Consider the following 23,869-nt stretch of genomic DNA (forward strand, 5'->3'; position numbering starts at 1 on the left):
ATCCCCTTGGGGTTGTTTCGGCTAGAGAGGGGTGGCGGGCGAGCGTCGGGGGCCTGCGGGAGGCCGGCCCCCGACGCTCAGCTCGCGATCAGTGCACGACGTCGTCCACCGAGGGCGACTCGTTGCGGGACAGGTTGATGCCGAGGTTGGCCGCGGCGCGCTCGAGGTCCTCGTCGTCGGAGTCGCGCATCTCGATCGCCGCGCCGTCGCTGGAGAGCACCTCGACGTTGAGGCACAGCGACTGGAGCTCCTTGAGGAGCACCTTGAACGACTCAGGGATGCCCGGCTCGGGGATGTTCTCCCCCTTGACGATGGCCTCGTACACCTTGACGCGGCCGACCACGTCGTCCGACTTGATCGTCAGCAGCTCCTGCAGCGTGTAGGCAGCGCCGTACGCCTGCATCGCCCAGCACTCCATCTCACCGAAGCGCTGGCCACCGAACTGCGCCTTACCACCCAGCGGCTGCTGCGTGATCATCGAGTACGGACCGGTGGAGCGGGCGTGGATCTTGTCGTCGACCAGGTGGTGCAGCTTCAGGATGTACATGTAGCCGACCGCGACCGGGTACGGGTACGGCTCGCCGGAGCGGCCGTCCAGCAGGGTCGCCTTGCCGTTCTCCTTGACCATGCGCTCGCCGTCGCGGTTCGGCTTGGTCGCCCCGAGCAGCCCGGTGAGCTCCTCTTCCTTCGCGCCGTCGAACACCGGGGTCGCGGTGTTCGTGTTCGGCGCGACGTCGTAGAGCTCCTGGGAGAGGTTCTTCGCCCAGTCCGGTTCGCCTTCGATCGTCCAGCCCTGTGAGGCCAGCCAGCCCAGGTGCAGCTCGAGGATCTGGCCGATGTTCATCCGTCGCGGCACACCGTGCGTGTTCAGGATGATGTCGACCGGGGTGCCGTCCTCCATGAACGGCATGTCCTCGACCGGCAGGATCTTGCCGATGACACCCTTGTTGCCGTGCCGGCCGGCGAGCTTGTCGCCCGGCTGGATCTTGCGCTTCTGGGCCACGTAGACGCGGACCAGCTCGTTGACGCCCGGGGGCAGCTCGTCGTCGTCCTCGCGCGAGAACACGCGGATGCCGATGACCTTGCCGGTCTCGCCGTGCGGCACCTTCAGCGAGGTGTCGCGGACTTCGCGGGCCTTCTCACCGAAGATCGCGCGGAGCAGGCGCTCTTCCGGCGTCAGCTCGGTCTCGCCCTTCGGCGTGACCTTGCCGACGAGGATGTCGCCGTCGCGGACCTCGGCACCGATGCGGATGATGCCCCGCTCGTCGAGGTCGGCCAGGACCTCTTCGGAGACGTTCGGGATGTCCCGGGTGATCTCCTCGGCGCCCAGCTTCGTGTCGCGGGCGTCGATCTCGTGCTCCTCGATGTGGATCGACGTCAAGACGTCGTCCTGCACCAGGCGCTCCGAGAGGATGATCGCGTCCTCGTAGTTGTGGCCCTCCCACGGCATGACCGCGACGAGCAGGTTCTTGCCGAGCGCCATCTCACCGTTTTCGGTGGACGGGCCGTCGGCGATGACCTGACCCTGCTCGACCCGGTCGCCCTCGTTGACGATCGGGCGGTGGTTGAAGCAGGTGCCGTGGTTGGAGCGACGGAACTTGTACAGTCCGTAGCTCTTCCGCGTGCCGTCGTCGTGCATGATCGTGATCAGGTCGGCCGAGAGCTCCTCGACGACACCGGACTGCTCGGCGACGAGCACGTCACCGGCGTCGACCGCGGCGCGCAGCTCCACACCCGTGCCCACGTACGGGGCCTGGTTGCGCAGCAGCGGCACGGCCTGGCGCTGCATGTTCGCACCCATCAGGGCGCGGTTCGCGTCGTCGTGCTCGAGGAACGGGATCATCGCCGTCGCGACCGAGACCATCTGCCGCGGCGAGACGTCCATGTAGTCGATGTCGAGCGGGTCGATCAGCTCGACCTCGCCACCCTTGCGGCGGGCCATGACCCGGTCTTCCACGAAGGTGCCGTCGTCCGAGATCGGCGCGTTGGCCTGGGCCTTGACGTACCGGTCCTCTTCGTCCGCGGTCAGGTAGTCGACCTGGTCGGTGACCCGGCCCTCGACGACCTTGCGGTACGGCGTCTCGATGAAGCCGAACGGGTTGACCCGCGCGTAGGAGCAGAGCGAGCCGATCAGGCCGATGTTCGGGCCTTCCGGCGTCTCGATCGGGCACATCCGGCCGTAGTGCGACGGGTGGACGTCCCGGACCTCCATGCCGGCGCGCTCACGGGACAGACCACCCGGGCCGAGGGCCGACAGACGACGCTTGTGCGTCAGGCCCGACAGCGGGTTGTTCTGGTCCATGAACTGCGACAGCTGCGAGGTGCCGAAGAACTCCTTGATCGCCGCGCCGATCGGGCGGATGTTGATCAGGGTCTGCGGGGTGATCGCCTCGACGTCCTGCGTGGTCATGCGCTCACGCACGACGCGCTCGGTGCGCGACAGGCCGACCCGGATCTGGTTCTGGATCAGCTCGCCCACGGTGCGCAGGCGACGGTTGCCGAAGTGGTCGATGTCGTCGGTCTCGACCGGGATCTCGGTACCGTTCGCGCCGGTCACCTTGTCCTCGCCGGCGTGCAGCCGGACCAGGTACTCGATGGTGGTGACGATGTCCTCTTCGGTCAGCGTCCCGGTGTCGTACGGGGTGTCGAGGCCCAGCTTCTTGTTGACCTTGTACCGGCCGACCTTGGCCAGGTCGTAGCGCTTCGCCTTGAAGAACAGGTTCTCCAGCAGGGTCTGCGCGCTCTCCTTCGTGGGCGGTTCGCCCGGGCGCAGCTTGCGGTAGATGTCGAGCAGGGCCTCGTCGGTGCCGGCGGTGTGGTCCTTCTCGAGGGTCGCCAGCAGCGTCTCCGAGAAGGAGAAACGCTCGCGGATCGCCTCGGTGGTCCAGCCCAGCGCCTTCAGCAGGACGGTGACCGGCTGGCGGCGCTTGCGGTCGATGCGGACGCCGACGGTGTCGCGCTTGTCGACGTCGAACTCGAGCCACGCGCCGCGGCTCGGGATCACGCGGACGCTGAAGACGTCCTTGTCGGTCGTCTTGTCGACGTCCTTCGAGTAGTAGACGCCCGGCGAGCGGACCAGCTGGGACACGACGACACGCTCGGTGCCGTTGATGATGAACGTGCCCTTGTCGGTCATGACCGGGAAGTCACCCAGGAAGACCGTCTGGCTCTTGATCTCGCCGGTGTTGTTGTTGACGAACTCGGCCGTGACGAACAGCGGCGCGGCGTACGTCATGTCCTTGTCCTTGCACTCCTCGATCGAGGCCTTGACCTCGTCGAAGCGCGGGGCGGAGAAGGACAGGGACATCGACCCGGAGAAGTCCTCGATCGGGGAGATCTCGTTCAGGACCTCTTCGAGGCCGCCGACCGGGTTTTCTTCACCTTCTTCGACACGGCGTTCGAACCACGCTTCGTCCCCGGTGAACCACTGGAACGACTGGATCTGGACGTCGAGCAGGTTGGGCGTGTTGAGCGGTTCGCGAATCTTTGCGAAGGAAACCCGCTTGGGCGCGCCGGGGATTCCCGTGGACTCCGAGCGAGATTCAGCCGAGGTGGTCGCAGCAGTGGCCTGGTTCGCGGGAGAGACTGCCAAGATGCGTCCTTCCGGGGACAATGAGCGGTGACGGCCGCCATAGCAACAGCTATCAGCGACTGTCAAGGGTGCCGTGTGCCCACTATCCTAACTACCGGCTCCGGGCAGCCTGAAAGAGGGCAGCGCAAAGAGGCAGTCTAGCCCGAACGGCGCGGTCTGTCCAGGGGGCGCTCCCGATGGGGCCCAGCCTGCCTCGCGACGTCTTCAGGTATGCCTCCAGGCGAGCCGGTTGTCCCTCCCGCAAGGGCCGCCGGTTTCGCCGTTCGGGAGTAAGCGTGAACCCACCGGGCCCGAGAGTCAAGATGCCACACGGGGGTCCCGCCGGTTGGCGCAGCGTGGAAGAGGTTCAGCGGAGCGTGAGCGGCCGCATAGTGTTCCAGTTACCGGCCGGTAGCGCCAGTAGTAGGGGTCGGACCTGGGGGTTTCCGCATTTCTCCGGCCGTGCGACCTGTGTTCCAGGCCACTTCGGACGGCACCGGTTCCGCCGCCGGCGGCGTGTCGCGGCGGGTTTCGGTAACCGCCGGGGGCGCGTCTCAGGCGCCTCAGGCGTCGCACGCGTCCCGGCCGGGTGGCGGCTCGGAGAGGGCCGGGGAAGCCGCCTCGGGTGTCCGCGTGACGGTTCGGGCCGCGAGCGGCGCAGGGGGCCGCTGAGCCCCCGCCGCGGCCGGGCCGAACCCGCGTCCCGCGTGACGGTTCGGGCCCGTGCGGCGCAGGGGCCGCTAAGCCCCGGACACAGCCGCGGCCCGATCGGTACCGGGCCCAGTCCCCCGACGGTCCCCGGCGACCGTCGGGACAGCATCCCGCGGCGGCTCCCGCGACCGACCAGGCCCGCGAGGGTGCTCGCCGCACCGCACCGAGCGCCGCCCGGCGCCGCGGCCGGGCCGAACCCGCGTCCCGCGTGACGACTCGGGCCCCGCGCGGCGCAGGGGGCCGCTGAGCCCCGGACACAGCCGCGGCCCGCGACCCCTGCTCGGGGTGGCGGGCCGCGGCCGGCGGAGCGCTACTTCGTCGGCGAGGGGGACGCGGGCGGCGCGGAGGACGCCGGTGGCTGGGTGGCCGCCGGGACCTTGGGCGCGTTGTACGTGTCCATGTCCGTGATCTTCCACTTGTCGCCCTGGAGCTGGGCGTTCAGGTGGAGCTGGGCGGTGCCCGCGGTCGTCTTCTTCGTGTCCGTGCGGGTCGACGTCTGGTCGACGAAGACCATCACCTTCGCCAGGTCGTCGTTGAGCATGATCACCGCCGCGCGCGTCACCTTGCAGGTCACGATCATCTTCTGCGCCGGCGCGAGCCGCTTGACCTCGCCCATCAGCGAGTTGTACTTGTTCCGGACCTCGTCGTTGGCGAGCAGGTCGTTCGCCGCGTCCTCGGTCTTCTTGATGTTGTTGAAGTCGTACGAGAACAGCGACTCGGCCGCCTTCGACACGGCGTCCTTGACCTGGGCCGTCTTCGCGACGTCCAGCAGCGCCGTGTTGCTGGTCGCGTCGGAGACCTTGACCTCTTCGGACTTGAACCAGTACGCCAGGCCGCCCAGGAGCAGCGCGACGAGCACCAGGGCGCCGGCGATCAAGTACGGCTTCTGCGCCTTCGGGCCCGCGGCCTTCACCGGCTTCTCGTCCACCGAAGCAACCGAAGCAGCCGCCTCGGCTTCGGAGACGTCCGACGGCTTCGCGATCCCCGTGTCGCGCTTCTTCCGCCGCGGCGCCGGCCGCGAAGGAGCCTCTTCGACGTCCGGTTCGCCGGTGAGCGCGTCGACCTCGGGCTCGTCGTCGGTCTCGACCGCCGCGAACACCGCCGTGTCCTCGGCGGCGGACGGCGCCGTGTCCAACTGCCCGCTCGCGGCTTCGAACGACTCGGGCTTCGCGGCCGGCTTGGGCGCCGGGCGCGGCACGGGCCGGGGCCGCGGCCTCTTGGGCTCGGCCGGCGCGGGCGGCACCTCGGGGAGCTGGCCGGTCCGCTCGGCGGCGGACTCGTCCGAGGCAGGCTTGCGCAGCCCGGCCACGCGGGGCCGGCGCGACGGCGGGGTGCTGGGCTGGCGGCGGGAGGGGGGCACTGCTGCTCCTTCTGCGTGACTACTGGCCGGCCGCGACGAGCGGGACGCTGTCGATGCCGGACAGCTTCCAGTCGTCGCCCACCCGGGTCATCGACACCTCGAGGCGCAGCGGCTTCGCGCTGCTCTTGTCCCCCTGGGTGACGGTCGTGGCGATGGCGGCCAGGAAGCTGGCCTTGCCTTCGTGGTCGTCCAGCTCCTCGACGGCGATGTCCTGGACGTCCGTGGTGACCTTCGTCTTGGCGTCGGCGAGCGCCTTGCGGAACGTCGGCGCCGACTGGTCGATCTGCTGCGACATCTTGTCGTCCGACACGGACTTCTGCCGGGCGAAGAAGCCGTCCAGGTCCTGGTAGTCGACCTCGGTGTAGGCCTTCAGCGCGTTCGTGCCCGCTTTGACCACCGCCTCACGCGAGGCCGCCAGGCCGGCGTTGTCGTCGTTCTCCGCCACCCACCACTGGACACCGAAGATCGCCGCCGCGATCAGCGCGGCCAGTGCCAGCGCCGCGGCGCCGAGCACCAGGATCCGCGAAGAATCCTTCGGCGTCCCGTCGGCCGCAGGCGCCGCTTCGGGCTCCTTCACCGCCACGTCGGCCGGCTCGTCCGAACTCATAGCACTCCAGGGTAGGTAACGGTCATCAAATCCACGTCAGGCCAGGCCGAGCAGCGAACCCAGGCTGGTCAGGCTCACGCCGGGGCTCCCGACGATGCCCGGCACACCCCGGGTGTCCCGCTCCTCGGCCAGCTCCTCCGCCGGCCGGTTGGCGTTCGCGTTGACGTCGCTCGAGGACGGCGCGACCGGCACCCCGCCGTACGGCGCGTTCTGCGCACCCCGCACGTTGATCGGGCTGCCCTTCGGTTCGGCACAGTACGCGTCCTCCTTCGCCGCCTTCGGCGAAGTGTCGGCTCCGGTGCGGTACTGCGAGTACGGCAGGTACCCCTTGGTGCACGCCGGCGGGTTGAAGAGGTTGAGCACCAGGCCGAGGTGGGCGGTGCCGTCGCCGGGCGCCACGCTGCTCGCCGCGCCGGCCAGCGCCGGGTAGGTGACCAGGCCCTGCTCGATGCCGTCGAGCCGCGTCACGGTCAGGTTGGCCGTGGTCAGCAGGTTCGCCGTCAACGCGCCGAGGCCCGGGCCGGACTCACGGAGCACCTGGCTGATCTGCGTCGCCACCTGCGGCGTGATGCCGATGAGCTTGCGCAGGTCGCCGTCGGAGTTCTTCAGGGTGCCGGTGAGCTCGTTGAGGCTCTTGCTGAACGACGCGAAGTTCGCCGCCTCGTCGTTCTGCGTGTCCAGCACCTTGCCGCCCTGGTCGAGCAGCTGGATCGTCTGCGGCAGGTACTCCTGCGCGGTCGTGGTGAAGCTGCGCGCGGTGTCGAGCAGCTTCTGCAGGTCGCCGCCGGTGCCGCGGAAGGCGTCGTAGGACTCGTCGACGACCGTGCGCAGCGAGTCGACCGGGACCGACGCGGCGAGCGTGTCGAGGTCGCCGATCAGCCGCTCGGTGCTGACCGGGGTGGTCGTCTTCGACGCCGGGATGACCGAGCCGGCCGCCAGGTACGGGCCCTTGTCGGCCTTCGGCTTCAGGTCGACGTACTGCTCGCCGACGGCCGACCGGTTGGCGACCACCGCGTCGAGGTCCGACGGCACCTGCGGCGCCGACGGGTCGATGTTCAGGTCGGCTTCGAGCCCGGTCGGGGTCAGCCGCATCTCCCCGACCCGGCCGATGTTGTAGCCGCGGTAGGTGACTTCGGCGTTGGTGAAGATGCCGCCCGACTCGTTGAGCTGCAGCTTCACCGTGTAGCCGCTGTTGCCGAAGACGGTGCCGAGCCCGGCGAACCGGATCAGCGCGTAGACGATCGCGACGATCGAAATGATCGCGAAGGCGACCAACTGGATCTTCGTCCGGCGTACCAGCATCAGCCCGCACCTCCCGGAAGGAGCCCGAAGAGGTTGCCGAGCCCGGGCTGTGATGTCCCCGACTGCTGCCCGGAGCCCGGGATCGGCAGCGGAGGCGGCTGGTTGGCGGGCGTGCCTTCGACGCCACCGGTGAGGCCCGGCAGCGGGATCTGCCCGGCCAGTGCGTTCTGGCGGCTGCTACCCAGGTTCTCGACGACGGTCTTCAGGTTCAGGTCCACCTTCGCGTACAGGTTGAAGTAGTCGCCCTTGACGCCGTTGACGGCCTGGTCGCTGAACGGGAACGTCAGCAGGATCTGCAGGGCCTTCGGCAGGTCGTTGCCCGCCTCGCCGAGCTTCTGCAGCGTCGGGGTCAGCGCCTTCAGGTCGGCGACGAGGTCCTTCTGCGACCGGTTCACCGTGTCGGTGGCGACGCCGGAGAGGTTGTCCAGCGCCTGCAGCATCGTGACCAGCTGGCCCCGCTGCTGCTCCAGCACGCCGAGGCCGGGCCCGAGGTTGTCGACCGCGCCGACCAGCTTGTCCTTCTGGCCGTTCAGGGTCGAGGAGAGCCGGTTGAGCCCGTCGATGGCGCGAGTGATGTTCCGCGACTGCTGGTCGAGGTTCGTGACCAGCTGGTTCGCGTTGTCCAGCAGCGCCTTGATGTCCGGCTCGCGGCCGGACGTGGCGTTGTTGAGCTCCTTGGTGATGGTGTTGAGCTGGTCGACGCCACCGCCGTTGAGCAGCAGCGACAGCGCGCCGAGCAGCTCTTCGACCTCGACGCTGCGGTTCGTCCTGGCCAGCGGGATGGTCGCGTTGTCGGCGAGCTTGCCCTGGGCCTGGTCGTCACCGGGCGAGGCCAGCTCGACGTACTTCTCGCCGAGCAGGCTGGACTGCTTGACGTTGGCGATCGCGTTGGCCGGCAGCTTGATGCCGCCGTTGACCTTCAGCGTCACCAGCGCGTGCCAGCCGTCCTTGGTGAGCCCGACGTTCTCGACGCGGCCGACCGGCACCTCGTCGACCTTCACCCCGGCCTGCGGGGTCAGGTCGAGCACGTCGCGGAACTCGACGTTCACCGTGTACGGGTGGTCGCCGAGGTCGGCGCCGCCGGGCAGCGGCAGGTCGTAGATGCCGTTGAACGCGCAACCGGAGAGCGTCAGCACCGACACGGTGGTGAGCGCCCCGATGCTCAGGAGCTTCTTCACTGGCCACCTCCGTAGAGCTGCCCGGCGATGGGCAGAGGGAGCGGCGGCAGCTGGCCGGCCTGCAGGGCCTGCACGGTCTGCGCCACGGACGGCAGCGGGATCACCTTGTCGACCAGGCCGGCGATGCCCTCGCAGGCGTTGCCGAGCACGTCCGGGATGCCCTTGCTGCCGACCTGCTTGAGCAGCCGGCAGATCATCACCAGCGGCGGCTGGGTCAGCTCGTTGAGGTTCGGCCGGGCGTCGAGCGTGCCCGCCGCGCCGTTGTAGGTGTTGACCAGGTTGCTCAGGCCGACCGGCGCGACGTCGAGGATCTCGGCGAGCGAGCTGCGCTGGTCGACGAGGACCTTCGTGATGCCGGCCAGCTTGTCCACGTTCGACTTGAGCCGGTCGTGGTTCTGGTCGACGAACGCCTGCACCGCGGTGAGCGTCGTCCCCAGCTGCTGGACGGTCGCGGCGAGGTTGTCCTTTTCCGACGCCAGGTAGCCGCTGACGTCGGCGAGCTGGCTCTCGAAGCTGCGGACCGACTTGTCGCTGTCGGCCAGCGTCTGCGAGAACTTGCCGAGGTTCTCGACGGTGGAGAACAGGTCGTCCTTGTTGCCCGACAGGGTCCCGGCGGCCTGGCCGAGCTTGGTGATCGTGTCGTGCAGGGCCTGGCCGTTGCCGTCGACGTTGGCCGCCGCGGTGGTCAGCAGGTTCGACAGCGAGCCATTCTTGTTGGCGCCGTTCGGGCCGAGGGTCTCGCTGACCCGGGCCAGGCTGGACGCCAGCTGGTCGACCTCCAGGGGCACCTCGGTGCGGTCGAGGCCGATGACCGCGCCGTCGGAGATCCGCGGGCCGCCGGTGTAGGCCGGGGCGAGCTGGACGTAGCGGTCCGACACCAGCGACGGCGCCACGATGAGCGCCTTGGCGTCGGCCGGGACGGCGACCGAGCGGTCGTACTCGAACTCGACCTTCACCTGGTTGCCCATGGGCTGGATCTTGGTGACCGTGCCCATGTCGACGCCGAGCATCCGCACGCTGTTGCCCTCGTACAGGCCGACGGCGCCGGCGAAGTACGCGGTCAGGTGGTTGCGGCCGGCGTCCTTGAGGGTCCACCAGATGCCGCCGGCGACGACGAGCGCGAGGACGATCGCGATGGTGAAGCCCCGGGTCAGGGCCATTCCGAAGCGGGTGTCACTCATTTCGTGTAGCACCCCTCTTCGTTGATCGGGCCGAACGACGGCAGCACCAGGCCGCAGATGTAGTTGTCGAACCAGCGGCCGTTGCCGATGGTGTTCGTGAAGACGCGGATGAACGGCGCGAACTTCGCGATGCCCTGGGCGAGCGAGTCCTGGTTGCGCTGCAGCATCGAAGTCAGCTGGTCCAGCGACGTGAGCACCGGGTCGAGCTGCTTGCCGTTGTCGTCGATCAGGCCCTGCAGCTGCGTCGCCAGCTCGCGGGAGCCGTTCAGCAGCGACGTGATCGCGTCTTCGCGCTTCGAGAGCTCGGCGAGCAGCTGGTTGCCGTCGTCGAGCAGCTTCTGCACCTCGGCGTCGCGGTCGACCAGGGTCTGCGACACCTCGCGGGTGTTGGCCAGCAGGTTCGACAGCTGCGTGTCGCGCGAGGCGATCGTGTCCGACAGCTTCGACAGCCCGGACAGCGCGCCCTTCACGTCTTCCGGTGTGTTGGCGAAGGTCTGCGAGATGGTGTCGAAGCTCTGCGCCAGCTGCTTGGTGTCGATGTTGTCGACGGTCTGCGACAGCCCGCGGAACGCGTCGAGCACGTCGTAGGGGGCCATCGTCCGGTCGCGCGGGATCGCCTTGTCCGGGCTCAGCGAGCCCTCGCCCTGCGGGTCCAGGGAGAGGTACTTCTGGCCCAGCAGCGTCTTGATCTTGATCGCGGCGCTGGTCCGGTCGCCCAGCCAGGCGTCCTTGACCTTGAACGACACCTTGACCGACGCGCCGTCGAGCTGGATGTCGCTGACCTTGCCGACCTTGACGCCGGCGACCCGGACGTCGTTGTCCTTCTGCAGCCCGGAAGCCTCGCTGAACTCGGCGGTGTAGGTCGTGCCGCCGCCGATCACCGGCAGGTCGTCGGAGTTGAGCGCGGCGATGAAACCGAGGGCCAGCACGGCGATGCCGACCAGCGCGATCGGGACGGGGTTGCGCTTCTGGAAGGACTTCATCCCTTGCACCTCTCGCGGTTGAGAGGCACCAGCGGGATCGGCACTTCGGGGATCAAGGGGGGCAAGCTGACGCTCCCGGAGAACTCGCAGGCGTAGAAGTTGAACCAGGAGCCGTAGTCCGCGGTGCGGGTCAGCGTGCTCACCTTGGTCGGCAGGAACTGGATGAAGTGCTCCAGCTCCGGCTCGTTCTTGTTCAGCTGGTCCGTGAGGTTCCCGAGGGCGCTGATGTCGTTCTTCAGCGGCTCCCGGACGTCACCCAGCAGGCCGGACGTCGTCTCGGCCAGGGTGCCGAGGCTCTCGATCGCGTCGCCGATCGGCTTGCGGTCCGCGGCCAGCCCGGACACCAGCTGCTGCAGCTTGACGATCAGGTCGTTGAGCTGCGGGGTGTGCGCGTTGACCGTGTCGAGCACCGAGTTGAGGTTGTCGATGACCTGGCCGATCACCTGGTCCTTGTCGGCGATCGTGGTGGCCAGCGACGCCGTGTGCGACAGCAGGCTCTCGACGGTGCCGCCCTCGCCCTGCAGGACCTGGATGACCTCGTAGGACAGCTTGTTGACGTCGTCCGGGTTGAGCGCGGTGAACAGCGGCTTGAAGCCGTTGAACAGCTCGGTCAGGTCCAGCGCCGGCGTGGTGTGGTCCAGCGGGATGGTCCCGCCGGGCTGCAGGGTCTTCCCGGCGCTGTCGTCGCCTTCGCCGAGCGAGACGTAGCGCTGGCCGACCAGGTTGCGGAACTTGATCTGCGCGGTCACCCCGGCCGGCAGCGTGCGCCCGGCGTCGACCTCGAACTCGACCTCGGCCTGGCGCTTGTCGACGATCTTGACGTCCTTGACCTGCCCGACGCGGACGCCGGCGATGCGGACGTCGTCGTTGGGCAGCAGCAGCGTCGCGTCGGTGAAGCGCGCCTTGTAGGCCTTGGTGCTGGTGGTGTTGATGTTGGCGATGCTGATGCCGAGGATCGTCGTGAACAGCACGGTGACGACCACGAAGACGCCGAGCTTGATCAGCGGTGCGAGCAGGCCCCTCACTTCACCGTCACCTCCGCCCCGCGGTAGAGCGGTCCGACGAGCAGCGAGCTCCAGCCCGGGACGTCGGCCGCGTTCATGCCCAGCTGCGGGCCGAGGAGGTCGGCCAGGAAACCCTGCTCGGCGGGCGAGTACGCCAGGTCGCCACCGCTACCGTTGCCACCGGCCGCGTCCTGCTTGAACTTGGCCGGGTTGAGGCCCTCACCGACGGTCTTCGGCGCGGCCTGGTGCTTGGTGCCGTCCTGGAACGCGCCGTCCGGCGGCTCGGACGGGAACGGCTTGGGGATGTCCTTCATGTCGTAGCACCGCGGGCCGCGCTTGTCCTCGAACCGCGGCTCCTCCTTGCCCGCTTGGTACGGCGCGCGCGGCACGATGATCTCGATCGTCGCGTGCAGGCCGGGCTTGTCGGTGCCCTTGCCGAGGGCCTGGTCGATCAGCGGCACGTTGTCGGCCATCTGGGAGATCACGCAGGGGTACTCCGGCGCGTACTTCGCCAGCAGTTCGGCGGTGGGCCGGGCCGTGCTGGCGAGGGAGATGATGTTGTCCTTGTTGTTCTGCAGGAACGTCTGCAGGTCCACCGAAGCCTGGGTCAGGCTGCCGTAGAGGTTCGACAGGTTCTGCTGCTCGTCGACCACGGTGCGGGTCGTCGTGCTCAGGTTGTCGAGGCTCTGCACCAGGTCGGGCGCGGCGTCCTTGAGGTGGTCGGAGAACTCCGCGAGCGCCTTGAGGTTGTGCTGCAGCTCCGGCTCGTGCGGGTTCAGCTCGCCGATGTAGGTGCCCAGCTGCGTCAGCGTGTCGCCGAGCTGGTCGCCGCGGCCCTGCAGGGCGGTCGAGATCGCGGTGAGCGTCGCCGACAGCTTCTGCGGCTGCACCGCCTGCAGCACCGGCATCAGGTGCTCGAACGCCTGGTCCAGCTCGATCGCGCTGGACGTGCGGTCCTGCGGGATGACGTCGCCGCTGGCGATCGTCTTCGCCGACGGGTCCTTCGGGATCTCCAGCGAGACGAACCGCTCGCCGAAGAGCGTCTTCGGCAGGAACCGCGCCGAGACGTTCGCCGGGATCAGCTTCGCCGACTCCGGGCTGAGCGCGAGGGTCAGCTCCGCGCCGTGGTCGGTCGCGACGATGTCCTGCACCGAGCCGACGATCAGCCCGCGCACCTTGACGTCGGACTGCTTGATCAGCTGGTTGCCGATCTTGTCGGCCTGCAGCTTGACCGTGACGACGGGCGTGAAGGCCTTGTCGTACATCGCGATGGACAGGGCCACCCCGCCGACCATCACGGCGATGAGCGCCAGGCCCAGCAGCCTGCGTCGGAGCGTCCTCATCCCGCGATCCTTACCGTGACGTCGGTTCCCCAGATGGCGAAACCGATGAAGAAGTTCATGATCGACACCGTGACGATGGAGAGGCGCACGGCCTTGCCGACCGCGACGCCGACGCCGGCCGGGCCGCCGGTCGCCCGGTACCCGAAGTAGCAGTGCGACAGGATGATCAAGACGCTGAACAGCAGCACCTTGATGAACGAATAGAGCACGTCCTGCGGTGGCAAGAACAGGTCGAAGTAGTGGTCGTAGGTGCCGGCCGACTGGTTGTAGATGTAGATCACGACCAGTCTCGACGCGAGGTACGAGCTCAGCAGGCCGATGATGTAGAGCGGGATGACCGCGACGAACCCGGCGATGATCCGCGTCGTCACCAGGTACGGCAGGCTCGGCACGCCCATGACTTCCAGCGCGTCGATCTCCTCGGAGATCCGCATCGCGCCCAGCTGCGCGGTGAACCCGGCGCCGACCGTGGCGCTCAGGGCGAGGCCGGCGACCAGCGGCGCGATCTCGCGGGTGTTGAAGAACGCCGTCAGGAAGCCGGTGAAGGCCGACGTCCCGATCGAGTTCAGCGCCGAGTAGCCCTGGAGGCCGACGAGGACACCGGTGAACAGCGTCAGGCCGACCATCACGCCGACCGTGCCGCCGATGACCGCGAGCGAGCCGGACCCGAAGCTCACCTCGGCCAGCAGCCGGAGGACTTCCTTCGTGTAGCGGCGCAGCGTCCGCGGCGTCCACAGCAACGCCCGGCCGTAGAACGACATCTGGTCACCCAAGGTGTCCAGTGTCTGAAGAGGACGGTTGGCGACGCGCTTGGCGCCCTGGAGGAACGTCATGGCGCTAGTCCAGCTTTCCGGGCACGATCTGCAGGTAGATCAGGGTGATCACGAAGTTCACGACGAACAGCATGAGGAACGTGATGACCACCGACTGGTTCACCGCGTCCCCGACGCCCTTCGGGCCGCCGGAGGGGTTGAGACCCCGGTAGGACGCGACGACGGCGGCGATGAACCCGAAGATCAGCGCCTTGAGCTCGCCGACCCAGAGGTCGGGCAGCTGCGCGAGGGCGGAGAAGCTCGCCAGGTACGCACCCGGCGTCCCGCCCTGCAGCACGACGTTGAAGAAGTAGCCGCCCAGCACGCCGATGACGCTGACCATGCCGTTGAGCAGCAGCGCGACCAGCATCATCGCGAGGGTGCGCGGCACGATCAGCCGCTGCACCGCGGAGACGCCGAGCACCTCCATCGCGGCGATCTCCTCGCGGATGGTGCGCGCTCCGATGTCGGCGCAGACGGCCGAGCCGCCCGCGCCCGCCACCAGCAGCGCGGTGACCAGTGGACTGGCCTGCTGCACGGTGGCGAGCACGGAGCCCGCGCCGGTGTAGGACTGCGCGCCCAGCTGGCGGGCGAGCGAACCGAACTGCAGCGAGATGACCGCGCCGAACGGGATCGCCACGAGGGCCGTCGGCAGGATGGTCACGCTCGCGATGAACCACGACTGCTGGATGAACTCCCGCAGCTGGAACGGGCGCTGGAACAGGCCGCGGATGATGTCCAGGCCGAGAGCGAACAGGTTCCCGGTCTCGCGGAGCATGCCGATCCCGGGGATCTTCGCCTGTGTTGCGGGAGAGCTCACCGGCCACCTGGCCCGTTGTTCGGTGGCGGCGGCATGCGCCGTGCGCCCGGTCTGGGCGGCTGGCCGCCGGGGATGCGCGCGACCTGGTCGGCGGGCAGCTCACCGTGGTGCTGGTTCGGGACGCCGTCACCCTGCCGGGCACCGGCCGGGACCTGCTGCTGTTGCTGCTGGGCCTGCGCGACGCGCCGCGGGCTGACGCCGTAGTGGCGCTGCTCCTCCGGCGAGAGGGAGGCGATGATGCTCTCCTGCGCGGCCGGCGGCAGCCGGTGCATGACCTCCATGACGCGGTCCTTGCGGCGGACGGCGCCCATCCGGGTCGGCACGCCCGGCGTCGTCTGCATCTGCGGGGGCACCCCGGAGACGTCCTCGACGCCGCCCGCGTGGTGACCGGCGTCGAACATCGCCTGCTCGGCGGCCATCTGGGCGGAGTCCTTCTCCTCGGACATGCCGATCGGGCCCTGCATCTTGCCGTTGAGGAACTGCTTGACGACCGGCTCTTCGCTGGTCAGCAGCACCTCGCGCGGGCCGAACATGACCAGTTCCTTGCGGAAGAGCATGCCCAGGTTGTCCGGCACCGTGCGCGCCAGGTTGATGTTGTGCGTGACGATCAGGAACGTCGCGTCGATCTGCGCGTTGACGTCGAGGAACAGCTGCGAGATGTAGGTGGTGCGGACCGGGTCGAGGCCCGAGTCCGGCTCGTCGACCAGGATGATCTCCGGGTCCAGCACGAGGGCGCGGGCGAGGCCGGCGCGCTTGCGCATACCGCCGGAGATTTCGCCGGGCAGTTTCTTGTCGGCGCCGTTCAGACCGGTCATGTCGAGCTTTTCGAGGACGATCCGGCGGATTTCCGTCTCGGACTTCTTCGTGTGCTCGCGCAGCGGGAAGGCGACGTTGTCGTAGAGGTTCATCGAGCCGAACAGCGCGCCGTCCTGGAAGAGGACGCCGAAGAGCTTCCGGATCTCGTACAGCTTGTGCTCGGAGCAGGTGACGATGTCCACCCCGTTGATCACGCAGCGGCCGCGGTCCGGCTTGAGCAGCCCGATCATCGACTTGAGGAACACCGACTTGCCGGTTCCCGACGGACCGAGCATCGCCGACACTTCGCCCGGGGGCAGTGTCAACGTGACGTCCCGCCAGATGGCCTGCTTACCGAAGGACTTGGTCAGACCTTCGATGACCACCTCGGCACCCATCGCACCTCCAGGAGCTGTTCCGCGTCATTGCGCCCGCTGCCACACCCTTGCCACCCCACGTCGGCGGCGGGTGCGGGCTGTGGGCCCCATGAACCCGCGTCAACCAGGTGCAACGAGCTGAGTGCGAACAGGTTACTCACCAGTTTTCTTTTCTGGCCAGACCCGGATCCATCGTCACCCCGCCGTGATCGGCAATGGGAGGCACGGTAGTCCATTCGGGGCAACGACGCAGATCTCCGAAGCCCCGGTCCCACGATTTAGGGACCCGGGGCCAATCGGACACGGCTCCTAGGGGATCACCGTGAAAGCGGCGAGGACCAGCAGGAACAGCACTGGTGCGAGCACGGCCGCCAGGGAGAGCGTCAGGAGGGGCTTGCGGGCGGACAGCTGCTGCGCGAGGAGCTCGACGTGCTCGGGGTCGGTCATGGTCGTCAGATCGCTCCGAAGCGCGTCCGTGCAACACGGAAGGGGCGGGCATCCGAGTGGATGCCCGCCCCTTCTCGAGGTGGTACTAGGCGCTCACGCGCCCGGAATCACTTGATGGAGATCTTGGCGCCCGCGGCCTCGAGCTTCTCCTTGGCGGCCTCGGCGGCCTCCTTGTCGACCTTCTCCAGGAGGGCCTTGGGAGCGGCCTCGACCAGCTCCTTGGCCTCCTTCAGGCCCAGACCGGAGACGACCTCACGGACGACCTTGATGACCTGGATCTTCTTGTCGCCGGCGCCCTCGAGGATGACGTCGAACTCGTCCTGCTCCTCGGCGACCGGGGCAGCGGCACCGGCGGGGCCGGCGGCGGCCACGGCGACCGGGGCGGCGGCGGTGACGTCGAAGACCTCTTCGAACTCCTTCACGAACTCGGACAGCTCGAGGAGGGTCAGCTCCTTGAAGGCGTCGATCAGCTCGGCGGTGCTCAGCTTCGCCATGATGGCTTCCTCTCAGAAAAACGAACTAGACGTTCGGGGTGGGGGGTGGTTCAGCTCTCGGCGGGTGCTTCGGCTGCTTCGGTACCGGCGGCGTTGCGCTGCTTCTCCTCCAGCGCGGCAGCCAGGCGGGCGACCTGGGACGCCGGCGCCTGGAACAGCGCGGCGGCCTGGGAAAGCTTCGCCTTGAACGCGCCCGCCGCCTTGGCGAGCAGGACCTCACGGCTGTCGAGATCGGCGATCCGGTTGATCTCGTCCACGGACAGCGCTTTGCCGTCCATGTAGCCGCCCTTGATCACAAGCGCGTTGTTGTCCTTCGCGAAGTCGCGAAGCGCCTTGGCGGCGTCGACCGCTTCACCCTCGACGAAGGCGATGGCGGTGGCGCCGACGAACAGGTTCTCGAGACCCTTGACGCCGGCGTCCTCAGCGGCACGCTTGACGAGGGTGTTCTTCGCGACCCGGTACTTGGCACTGGTGCCGAGAGCGCGGCGCAGCTGGGACAGCTGGGACACGGAGAGGCCGGTGTACTGGGTAACGACGGTGGCCGAGCTGGTGCGGAAGCTCTCCGCGATCTCGGCGACGGCCGCCACCTTGTCGGGCTTCGCCATGGTCGCCTCCTCTCTTGGCTAGTGTTTCCACTGGCGCCGAGGGGCCCCCGATACGACGAAACGCCCTCGCGCAAGCAGGCGCGGGGCGTCATACGGCACACAGGATGCCGAGCCTCGTTCCTCCTGCGCGGGCCGCCCGACGAGTTGCGGGACCTTCGTTCCCCGTGCGAACGGGGAAAACCAGCGGTCTTCGGTAGAACTGCCGTGAACTATACCCGGCTGGTTCCGGAGGCTTCACCGGACCCCCGCCCTGACCTGCGTTTAGGGCGGCTGGGGGTTCCGCGGAAGGCCCGGGAGGGCATCATGGTCACGTGGCGGAGCAGCGCGATGACGGAAAGCCGGGCTCGGAAATCGAACCGGCGGGCTCGAACCCGCCCGCCCCCACCGCCGGCGGGGGTTCGCCGGTACCCGCGCAGCCGCCCTCCGGCGAGGGCGCGCAGCCGCCGATGGATCAGGCGCAGCTGGAGCAGTTCCGCCAGTTCCAGCAGTTCCAGGACTACTTGCGATTCACCCAGTCCCAGCAGGGCAACCAGCCGGCTCCCCCGCCGGGCGGCGGAGTGGTGCAGGCCCCGCCGTCGCAGCCGGCTGCCCGGCAGTCCGGTGAGCCACCGGCCATCCCCCCGGGGTACCAACTGGTCCCCACCGAACGCCGCCGGGCGCCGAAGTGGCTGAGCTGGATCGGCAAGAAGGTCATCGCCTGGGCGCTGGCGATCGTGATCCTCGGCCTGGCCGGAACGTGGCTTTACAACCACTTCTTCCCGAACGACGAGGGCAAGACGTCGGCCCAGCTCGCCCAGGAGGGCGGCGGGACCTATCACACCAACCGCATCCTCTCGACCAGTCCGTACGAGGCGGTCCGCGAGGTCTACGACGCCGTCGCGCAGAACCTCGTGCCGCAGGCTTGCGGGCGGATGGACGAGCCGATCCAGCAGAAGTTCGCCCAGGACCTGGGTTACGCCGACTGCCAGGTCGCGGTGCACGAGCTGAACCGCAAGGTCACCAGCAAGAACGACTACGCCGAGTCGATGCCGTCGTACGTGTCGGAGCCCCTCCCCGGCGACCGGTTCACGATCAGCTCGTGCCGGTTCGGCATCAAGGGCGGTCCCGCCCTCGGCGCGTTCACCGTGCAGAAGGTCGACAAGAGCCAGTGGCTCATCGTCGCGCACACCAACGAGCCCACGCCGTGCCCGGTGGCGCCGCCGACCAGCTGACTCAGCGGGGGTGCGGGGCGGTCAAGAACGTCACCAGCGCCTCCGAGAACGCCGGGGACATCACCGCCGTCATGTGGTCGCCCGGGATGCGGACCAGGCGGGCCCCCGCGATCGCCGCCGCCAGGCGCTCCGGCTCGGCCGCCAGCAGGTCCTGGTCGCCGGCCAGCACCAGCGTCGGGACGCCGATCGATGACAGCTCCACGTGTCCCTCCTGCGAAGCCAGCGCCACCGCCGCCAAGGCCTGGCGATCCCCGCCCACCGCGTCGGCCAGCAGGCGGAACGGGACCCCGGAAGGCGGCACCGTCGAAGGATCCTCGGCCAGCAAAGCCGAAGCGATCTCCGCGGGCTTCACCACGCGCAGGTCGACGCCGCCGAAGTCGACGATGCCCGAACCCACGCCGCCCGTGGCCAGGCAGCGGATTCGCTTGTCCGCCGCCGTGGCCGCCAGTGCGATGATCGCGCCCATCGAGTAGCCGACCAGGGACACCTCGTCCAGGCCCAGCTCGTCCAGCAGCGCCGAGACGTCGCGGGCCATGCTGTCGCCCGTGTAGCGGCGCTCGTCGTGGGGCTTCTCCGAACGGCCGTGGCCGCGGGCGTCCAGCGAGATCACCGTCAGGCCGGCGGATCGCAACGCGGCCACCACGCCGGTCGAGATCCAGTTCGCGTTCGTGTCGGCCGCGAAGCCGTGCTGCAGTACCACCGGGCGGTGGGCGGCGTCGCCCTCCCACACGGTGTAGTTCAACCGGAGGCCGTCGAACGACGCGAAAGTCGGCATGACCTCCATGAGACACGAAGAAAGGGCGCCCCCGCAGCAAGCGGGAGCGCCCTTTCCGGTGATGTCCGACTCAGGCGTTCGCGTCCTCGGAAAGGAGGTTGCGGGTGCGCAGCGGGTCGACCGGGATGCCCGGGCCCATCGTCGTGGTGAAGGTGACCTTCTTCAGGTAACGGCCCTTCGCCGACGACGGCTTGGCGCGGAGGATCTCGTCCAGCGCCGCCGCGTAGTTCTCGACCAGCTTCTCCGTGTCGAAGGAAGCCTTGCCGATCACCAGGTGCAGGTTGGCCTGCTTGTCGACGCGGAAGTTGATCTTGCCGCCCTTGATGTCCTTCACGGCCTTCTCGACCGCGGGGGTCACCGTGCCGGTCTTCGGGTTCGGCATCAGGCCACGCGGGCCGAGGATGCGGGCGATGCGGCCCACCTTGGCCATCTGGTCCGGCGTCGCGATCGCGGCGTCGAAGTCGAGCCAGCCACCCTGGATGCGCTCGATCAGCTCGTCGGTGCCGACCGCGTCCGCGCCGGCGGCCTCGGCCTCGGCGGCCTTGTCGCCGACGGCGAAGACGATGACGCGGGCGGTCTTACCGGTGCCGTGCGGCAGGTTCACGGTGCCGCGGACCATCTGGTCGGCCTTGCGGGGGTCCACACCGAGACGCATCGCGACCTCGACGGTCGCGTCCATCTTGGTCTTGGAGGTCTCCTTCGCCAGCTGCGCGGCCTCGACCGGCGCGTACAGCCGCGCCTTGTCGATGAGCTCCGCAGCCTGGCGGTAAGCCTTGCTGTGCTTGGTCATGCTTCTGTCCTTAAGTCAAAAGTGGATCAGTGTGGTCGGAGCCAGCACTGGCTCTCCCACGAACAACTCGCCGCCTCGACGGGTCGAGGCCGGCGACTCAGACGACCGTGATGCCCATCGAGCGGGCGGTGCCGGCGATGATCTTCGCGGCCTGGTCGATGTCGTGCGCGTTGAGGTCGGACTCCTTGGTCTTGGCGATCTCGCGGACCTGGTCCCAGGTGACCTTGGCGACCTTGGTCTTGTGCGGCTCGCCCGAGCCCTTCTCGACACCAGCGGCCTTGAGCAGCAGGCGCGCGGCCGGCGGCGTCTTCAGCTTGAAGTCGAACGACCGGTCCTCGTACACGGAGATCTCGACCGGGACGACGTCCCCACGCTGCGACTCGGTCGCGGCGTTGTAGGCCTTGCAGAACTCCATGATGTTGACGCCGTGCTGACCCAGAGCCGGGCCGACCGGCGGTGCGGGGTTGGCCGCACCCGCCTTGATCTGCAGCTTGATGATCGCCGCAAGCTTCTTCTTCTTGGGTGGCATTTCTTTTCCTGTCCTGTACTACGTTCCCCGCGTACCTGCCGTGGACGTGGGGACTGCGGCCGCGCGGCGGCCGTCAGATCTTGGAGACCTGGTTGAACGACAGCTCGACCGGGGTCTCCCGGCCGAAGATCGACACCAGGACCTTCAGCTTCTGCCCGTCGACGTTGACCTCGGAGATCGTCGCCGGCAGCGTCGCGAACGGGCCGTCCATGACCGTGACCGACTCGCCGATCTCGAAGTCCACCTCGACGGCCGGGCCACCGAGCGGGGCCGCGGTCGTGGCGGAATCGCCCTTGCCGGACTTCGCCGGGGCTTCGCTCTCGACCTTCGGGGCGAGGAACTTCAGGACCTCGTCCACGGTCAGCGGCGACGGCCGCGAGGTGGCGCCGACGAACCCGGTGACGCCCGGCGTGTTGCGCACCGCGCTCCACGAGGCGTCGTTCAGGTCCATCCTGACCAGGATGTAGCCGGGCAGCACCTTGCGCTGCACCTGCTTGCGCTGGCCGTTCTTGATCTCGGTGACCTCTTCGGTCGGGACCTCGATCTGGAAGATGTAGTCCTCGACGTCCAGGGTCGTGGTCCGGGTCTCGAGGTTGGTCTTCACCTTGTTCTCGTACCCGGCGTACGAGTGCACGACGTACCACTCGCCGGGCGCGGCGACCAGCTCGGCGCGCAGCTTGGCGACCGGGTCCTCGTCGTCCGCCTCGGGCTCGGCCTCTTCGCCGGCCGCGGCCTCGGCCACGTCGTCGCCGGACTCGTCAACTGCAGCGGCTTCGTCGACCTCGTCGGACACCTCGACGGGCTCGAGGTGCTCGGACTCCTCGTCACCGAGTGCCGCGTGCACCTGCTCGTCGGAAAGCTCGGTCAGGTCATGACCGGCTGATGTGCCGTTGTCGGAGGTCACGTTCCGTCCTCTCAGTTGATCATTGCCGGGGTCAGGCCGGGACCTGAGCCCCTATCGGCGCGCGCCGAGGCGCGTCAGCCGAAGATCTTGCCGATGCCCCACTTGAATGCCAGATCGAGCACGCTGACGAGGGCCACCATGAACACCACGAAGGCCAGCACGACCGCGGTGTAGGTGACCATCTGCTTGCGGTTCGGCCAGATGACCTTGCGCAGCTCCGCCCACACCTCGCGGATGAAGCGGACCAACCGCGCGAACACCGATGCCTTCTTCGGCTTCTGGTCCCGCTTCGGGGTCGGAGCGCCCTTCGCGTCGGGGGCGGACTTCTCCCCCGACTTCCCGGCCGGCCGGGACTTGTCGTCCGCACGTGCCGCGGACTTGCCCGCCGGACGAGCGGTCGCACGGCGCTCACGCCGGGCAGCGGCTGTGACGGGACGGGACGGGCTCTCGGGCTTCCGCCCGTTACCGTCCTGCTCCTGCTCGCCGCCGCTGGCGTCGCTGTCGCTCACGACCACTCCTCTGCTCCACCAGTTCCGTTACGCAGGGGTGACAGGACTTGAACCTGCAACCTGCGGTTTTGGAGACCGCTGCTCTGCCAATTGAGCTACACCCCTGTGAGGCCCCGATCGCTCGGAGCCCCGGAGGACGCATTCCAGCATCCCCACCATCCAGGCGGGGATGACCGTAGTGCGTTCCAAGTCCCGAAGTCTACGGCAAGCCTCGCGAGAGCCCGCAACCGCGCCCCCCGATCGACCGCCGTACCCCGGCCGGCCGGCGGAAAACTCCCCGCCGACCACCTGATCATGCCAGGATGTCCGCCATGACGAGCACCCCGGACCCCCGAAGAGCGGGCCCGCCGGCCGCGTCCGTCGTGGCCCGGTGAGCGGGATGCGGCTCGGGCTGGCGCTCCCCCAGTACGGCACGCTTGCCGACCCAGCGGCCGTCGCGCGCTTCGCCATCGCTGCCGAGGAACTCGGCTTCGGCTCGCTGTGGGTCGGCGACCGGATCCTGACGCCGCACGAACCGTCCGACCTGTACCCGGGTGGCGGAACGCCGGAGCACCCGTACCCCCGGGAGTTCGAGACCTTCGCGGACCCGTTCACGACGCTGGCCACCGCGGCCGCCGTCACGCGGACCGCTCGCCTGGGGATGAGCGCGCTGACCGGGCCCGTTTATTCCCCGGTGCTGCTCGCCCGGGCCCTGACCTCGCTCGACCTGGCCAGCGGCGGCCGGCTGGACGTCGGACTGGGGCTCGGCTGGCTGCGCGAGGAGTACTTCGCGACCGGCGTCCCGTGGGAGGGCCGCGGCCGGCGGCTCGAGGCGGTGCTCGACGCGCTCGACGCGATCTGGACCGGCGACCCGGTCGCGCACGACGGCCCGCAGTGGCGGATCGCGCCGTCGACGGTCGGCCTGCGCCCGGCGCAGGACCCGCGGCCACCGGTGCTGCTCGGCGGGTTTTCGCCGCCGGCACTGGCCCGGATCGGGCGACGGGCCGACGGCTGGCTGGCCGGCTGGATGCCGCGGCAGTACCTGCACGGCCTCTGGTCGGTCGCCGTCGAGGCGGCGGAGAAGGCCGGCCGGGACCCCGGCACCCTGCGGCGGGTTCTGCGGATCAACCCGCGCGCGGGTACCGGGGTCGAGTCGGTCGCGGACGTCCCGCCGTGCCTGGACGTGGCCCGCGCGGAGGGCATCACCGAGGTGCTGGTCGACCTGCACTACGTCGCGAAGGACGTCGACCACGCCCTGGAACTGGCCGGCGAGCTGACCGCCTGAGCGCTCAGCTCTCGCTGTCGGCGAGGGTCGCGAGCGCCTGGGCCTTCGCCGCGTACTTCCAATTCGCGAGGTCGCGGATGGTCTTGATCTTCAGCTCGGCGAGCAGTTCGTCGTGCTTCGGCGTGAGCCCTTCGAGCGCGGACGGCGGCGCTTCCAGCAGCTCGTTGATGGTCTTGCCCTCGTAGGCCTTGTCGACGAGCTTGTTCAAGTTCAGGCTCACTGCGGTTCCTGCCTTTCCCGGAGACGTCATCGAACGCGCCCACCCTCGCCGCCATCGACGGTCCGCGCAACAGTCAA

At 68.8% G+C, this 23,869-nt stretch carries 22 protein-coding genes, 1 tRNA gene and 1 pseudogene; 2 read left to right on the forward strand and 22 right to left on the reverse strand.

Annotated features, from left to right (window positions below):
- Positions 1–88: 88 nt before the first annotated feature.
- The 15 genes from ABZ342_RS12545 to rplJ all read right to left on the reverse strand — a co-directional run bounded on the left by ABZ342_RS12545 (position 89) and on the right by rplJ (position 17,590).
- Complete coding sequence (locus tag ABZ342_RS12545; protein ID WP_155548858.1) at positions 89–3,592, reverse strand: DNA-directed RNA polymerase subunit beta; 3,504 nt, start codon at positions 3,590–3,592, stop codon at positions 89–91.
- Positions 3,593–4,592: 1,000 nt separating this feature from the next.
- The gene (locus ABZ342_RS12550) at positions 4,593–5,642 is read right to left on the reverse strand and encodes a hypothetical protein (protein ID WP_360471989.1); all 1,050 of its coding nucleotides are present in this window, start codon (positions 5,640–5,642) and stop codon (positions 4,593–4,595) included.
- A 19-nt stretch (positions 5,643–5,661) separates the two neighbouring features.
- Positions 5,662–6,249 carry a hypothetical protein gene (locus ABZ342_RS12555; RefSeq protein ID WP_360471992.1) on the reverse strand — a complete coding sequence of 196 codons (588 nt, stop codon included), beginning with the start codon at positions 6,247–6,249 and terminating at the stop codon, positions 5,662–5,664.
- Between the two features lie 36 nt (positions 6,250–6,285).
- Positions 6,286–7,551 carry an MlaD family protein gene (locus ABZ342_RS12560; protein ID WP_155548856.1) on the reverse strand — a complete coding sequence of 422 codons (1,266 nt, stop codon included), beginning with the start codon at positions 7,549–7,551 and terminating at the stop codon, positions 6,286–6,288.
- Positions 7,551–8,729, reverse strand: coding sequence for an MCE family protein (locus tag ABZ342_RS12565; protein ID WP_155548855.1), 1,179 nt, complete (start codon positions 8,727–8,729; stop codon positions 7,551–7,553). The genes ABZ342_RS12560 and ABZ342_RS12565 overlap by 1 nt, the downstream gene beginning before the upstream one ends.
- Positions 8,726–9,910 carry an MCE family protein gene (locus tag ABZ342_RS12570; RefSeq protein WP_360471995.1) on the reverse strand — a complete coding sequence of 395 codons (1,185 nt, stop codon included), beginning with the start codon at positions 9,908–9,910 and terminating at the stop codon, positions 8,726–8,728. Before ABZ342_RS12570 ends, ABZ342_RS12565 begins: the two co-directional genes overlap by 4 nt.
- Complete coding sequence (locus ABZ342_RS12575; RefSeq protein WP_155548853.1) at positions 9,907–10,893, reverse strand: MCE family protein; 987 nt, start codon at positions 10,891–10,893, stop codon at positions 9,907–9,909. The genes ABZ342_RS12570 and ABZ342_RS12575 overlap by 4 nt, the downstream gene beginning before the upstream one ends.
- A complete protein-coding gene (locus tag ABZ342_RS12580) occupies positions 10,890–11,918 on the reverse strand; it encodes an MCE family protein (RefSeq protein ID WP_360471998.1) in 1,029 nt (342 codons plus the stop codon). Before ABZ342_RS12580 ends, ABZ342_RS12575 begins: the two co-directional genes overlap by 4 nt.
- Complete coding sequence (locus tag ABZ342_RS12585; protein WP_360472001.1) at positions 11,915–13,240, reverse strand: MCE family protein; 1,326 nt, start codon at positions 13,238–13,240, stop codon at positions 11,915–11,917. The genes ABZ342_RS12580 and ABZ342_RS12585 overlap by 4 nt, the downstream gene beginning before the upstream one ends.
- Positions 13,237–14,073, reverse strand: a complete 837-nt coding sequence (locus tag ABZ342_RS12590; protein ID WP_003060266.1) for an ABC transporter permease — start codon at positions 14,071–14,073, stop codon at positions 13,237–13,239. The genes ABZ342_RS12585 and ABZ342_RS12590 overlap by 4 nt, the downstream gene beginning before the upstream one ends.
- A 4-nt stretch (positions 14,074–14,077) precedes the next feature.
- Complete coding sequence (locus tag ABZ342_RS12595) at positions 14,078–14,830, reverse strand: ABC transporter permease (protein WP_086675527.1); 753 nt, start codon at positions 14,828–14,830, stop codon at positions 14,078–14,080.
- Positions 14,831–14,868: 38 nt separating this feature from the next.
- Complete coding sequence (locus ABZ342_RS12600) at positions 14,869–16,065, reverse strand: ABC transporter ATP-binding protein (protein ID WP_155548850.1); 1,197 nt, start codon at positions 16,063–16,065, stop codon at positions 14,869–14,871.
- 288 nt (positions 16,066–16,353) lie between these two features.
- Complete coding sequence (locus ABZ342_RS12605) at positions 16,354–16,491, reverse strand: hypothetical protein (protein ID WP_155548849.1); 138 nt, start codon at positions 16,489–16,491, stop codon at positions 16,354–16,356.
- 107 nt (positions 16,492–16,598) lie between these two features.
- Positions 16,599–16,985, reverse strand: a complete 387-nt coding sequence (gene rplL / locus ABZ342_RS12610; RefSeq protein ID WP_155548848.1) for a 50S ribosomal protein L7/L12 — start codon at positions 16,983–16,985, stop codon at positions 16,599–16,601.
- Positions 16,986–17,035: 50 nt separating this feature from the next.
- Positions 17,036–17,590 (reverse strand): 50S ribosomal protein L10, encoded by a 555-nt coding sequence (gene rplJ / locus ABZ342_RS12615; RefSeq protein WP_155548847.1) that lies wholly within the window; start codon positions 17,588–17,590, stop codon positions 17,036–17,038.
- Positions 17,591–17,901: 311 nt separating this feature from the next.
- Between rplJ and ABZ342_RS12620 the strand changes: the two genes are divergently transcribed.
- Complete coding sequence (locus ABZ342_RS12620) at positions 17,902–18,801, forward strand: hypothetical protein (protein ID WP_360472006.1); 900 nt, start codon at positions 17,902–17,904, stop codon at positions 18,799–18,801.
- A gap of 1 nt (position 18,802) precedes the next feature.
- On the opposite strand, the gene ABZ342_RS12625 is transcribed toward ABZ342_RS12620, so the two are convergent.
- The 6 genes from ABZ342_RS12625 to ABZ342_RS12650 all read right to left on the reverse strand — a co-directional run bounded on the left by ABZ342_RS12625 (position 18,803) and on the right by ABZ342_RS12650 (position 22,413).
- The gene (locus tag ABZ342_RS12625; RefSeq protein WP_360472009.1) at positions 18,803–19,576 is read right to left on the reverse strand and encodes an alpha/beta fold hydrolase; all 774 of its coding nucleotides are present in this window, start codon (positions 19,574–19,576) and stop codon (positions 18,803–18,805) included.
- 70 nt (positions 19,577–19,646) lie between these two features.
- Positions 19,647–20,366 carry a 50S ribosomal protein L1 gene (gene rplA / locus ABZ342_RS12630; RefSeq protein WP_155548844.1) on the reverse strand — a complete coding sequence of 240 codons (720 nt, stop codon included), beginning with the start codon at positions 20,364–20,366 and terminating at the stop codon, positions 19,647–19,649.
- A gap of 97 nt (positions 20,367–20,463) precedes the next feature.
- Positions 20,464–20,895 carry a 50S ribosomal protein L11 gene (rplK, locus tag ABZ342_RS12635; protein ID WP_155548843.1) on the reverse strand — a complete coding sequence of 144 codons (432 nt, stop codon included), beginning with the start codon at positions 20,893–20,895 and terminating at the stop codon, positions 20,464–20,466.
- Positions 20,896–20,968: 73 nt separating this feature from the next.
- Positions 20,969–21,799 (reverse strand): transcription termination/antitermination protein NusG, encoded by an 831-nt coding sequence (nusG, locus tag ABZ342_RS12640; protein WP_360472013.1) that lies wholly within the window; start codon positions 21,797–21,799, stop codon positions 20,969–20,971.
- A 74-nt stretch (positions 21,800–21,873) separates the two neighbouring features.
- On the reverse strand, positions 21,874–22,314 hold the full coding sequence (secE, locus tag ABZ342_RS12645; protein ID WP_155548841.1) for a preprotein translocase subunit SecE: 441 nt from the start codon (positions 22,312–22,314) through the stop codon (positions 21,874–21,876).
- A 26-nt stretch (positions 22,315–22,340) separates the two neighbouring features.
- Positions 22,341–22,413: transfer RNA gene (locus tag ABZ342_RS12650), tRNA-Trp, on the reverse strand.
- Between the two features lie 206 nt (positions 22,414–22,619).
- Here ABZ342_RS12650 and ABZ342_RS12655 point away from each other — a divergent pair.
- A pseudogene (locus ABZ342_RS12655) lies at positions 22,620–23,572 on the forward strand (TIGR03619 family F420-dependent LLM class oxidoreductase).
- Between the two features lie 4 nt (positions 23,573–23,576).
- On the opposite strand, the gene ABZ342_RS12660 reads toward ABZ342_RS12655, so the two are convergent.
- Complete coding sequence (locus ABZ342_RS12660) at positions 23,577–23,792, reverse strand: hypothetical protein (RefSeq protein WP_155548840.1); 216 nt, start codon at positions 23,790–23,792, stop codon at positions 23,577–23,579.
- Positions 23,793–23,869 lie beyond the last annotated feature (77 nt).

The sequence above is a fragment of the Amycolatopsis sp. NPDC005961 genome, assembly GCF_040629235.1.
In the GTDB taxonomy this organism is placed as follows: Bacteria; Actinomycetota; Actinomycetes; order Mycobacteriales; family Pseudonocardiaceae; genus Amycolatopsis; species Amycolatopsis camponoti.

Bases quoted from the DNA above. Each gene is read 5' to 3' on its own strand.
- ABZ342_RS12555 (WP_360471992.1), bottom strand. From the start codon at position 6,249: ATGAGTTCGGACGAGCCGGCCGACGTGGCGGTGAAGGAGCCCGAAGCG.
- ABZ342_RS12560 (WP_155548856.1), bottom strand. From the start codon at position 7,551: ATGCTGGTACGCCGGACGAAGATCCAGTTGGTCGCCTTCGCGATCATT.
- ABZ342_RS12570 (WP_360471995.1), bottom strand. From the start codon at position 9,910: ATGAGTGACACCCGCTTCGGAATGGCCCTGACCCGGGGCTTCACCATC.
- ABZ342_RS12575 (WP_155548853.1), bottom strand. From the start codon at position 10,893: ATGAAGTCCTTCCAGAAGCGCAACCCCGTCCCGATCGCGCTGGTCGGC.
- ABZ342_RS12585 (WP_360472001.1), bottom strand. From the start codon at position 13,240: ATGAGGACGCTCCGACGCAGGCTGCTGGGCCTGGCGCTCATCGCCGTG.
- ABZ342_RS12590 (WP_003060266.1), bottom strand. From the start codon at position 14,073: ATGACGTTCCTCCAGGGCGCCAAGCGCGTCGCCAACCGTCCTCTTCAG.
- ABZ342_RS12595 (WP_086675527.1), bottom strand. From the start codon at position 14,830: ATGCTCCGCGAGACCGGGAACCTGTTCGCTCTCGGCCTGGACATCATC.
- ABZ342_RS12600 (WP_155548850.1), bottom strand. From the start codon at position 16,065: ATGGGTGCCGAGGTGGTCATCGAAGGTCTGACCAAGTCCTTCGGTAAG.
- ABZ342_RS12605 (WP_155548849.1), bottom strand. From the start codon at position 16,491: ATGACCGACCCCGAGCACGTCGAGCTCCTCGCGCAGCAGCTGTCCGCC.
- rplL (WP_155548848.1), bottom strand. From the start codon at position 16,985: ATGGCGAAGCTGAGCACCGCCGAGCTGATCGACGCCTTCAAGGAGCTG.
- rplJ (WP_155548847.1), bottom strand. From the start codon at position 17,590: ATGGCGAAGCCCGACAAGGTGGCGGCCGTCGCCGAGATCGCGGAGAGC.
- ABZ342_RS12625 (WP_360472009.1), bottom strand. From the start codon at position 19,576: ATGCCGACTTTCGCGTCGTTCGACGGCCTCCGGTTGAACTACACCGTG.
- rplA (WP_155548844.1), bottom strand. From the start codon at position 20,366: ATGACCAAGCACAGCAAGGCTTACCGCCAGGCTGCGGAGCTCATCGAC.
- rplK (WP_155548843.1), bottom strand. From the start codon at position 20,895: ATGCCACCCAAGAAGAAGAAGCTTGCGGCGATCATCAAGCTGCAGATC.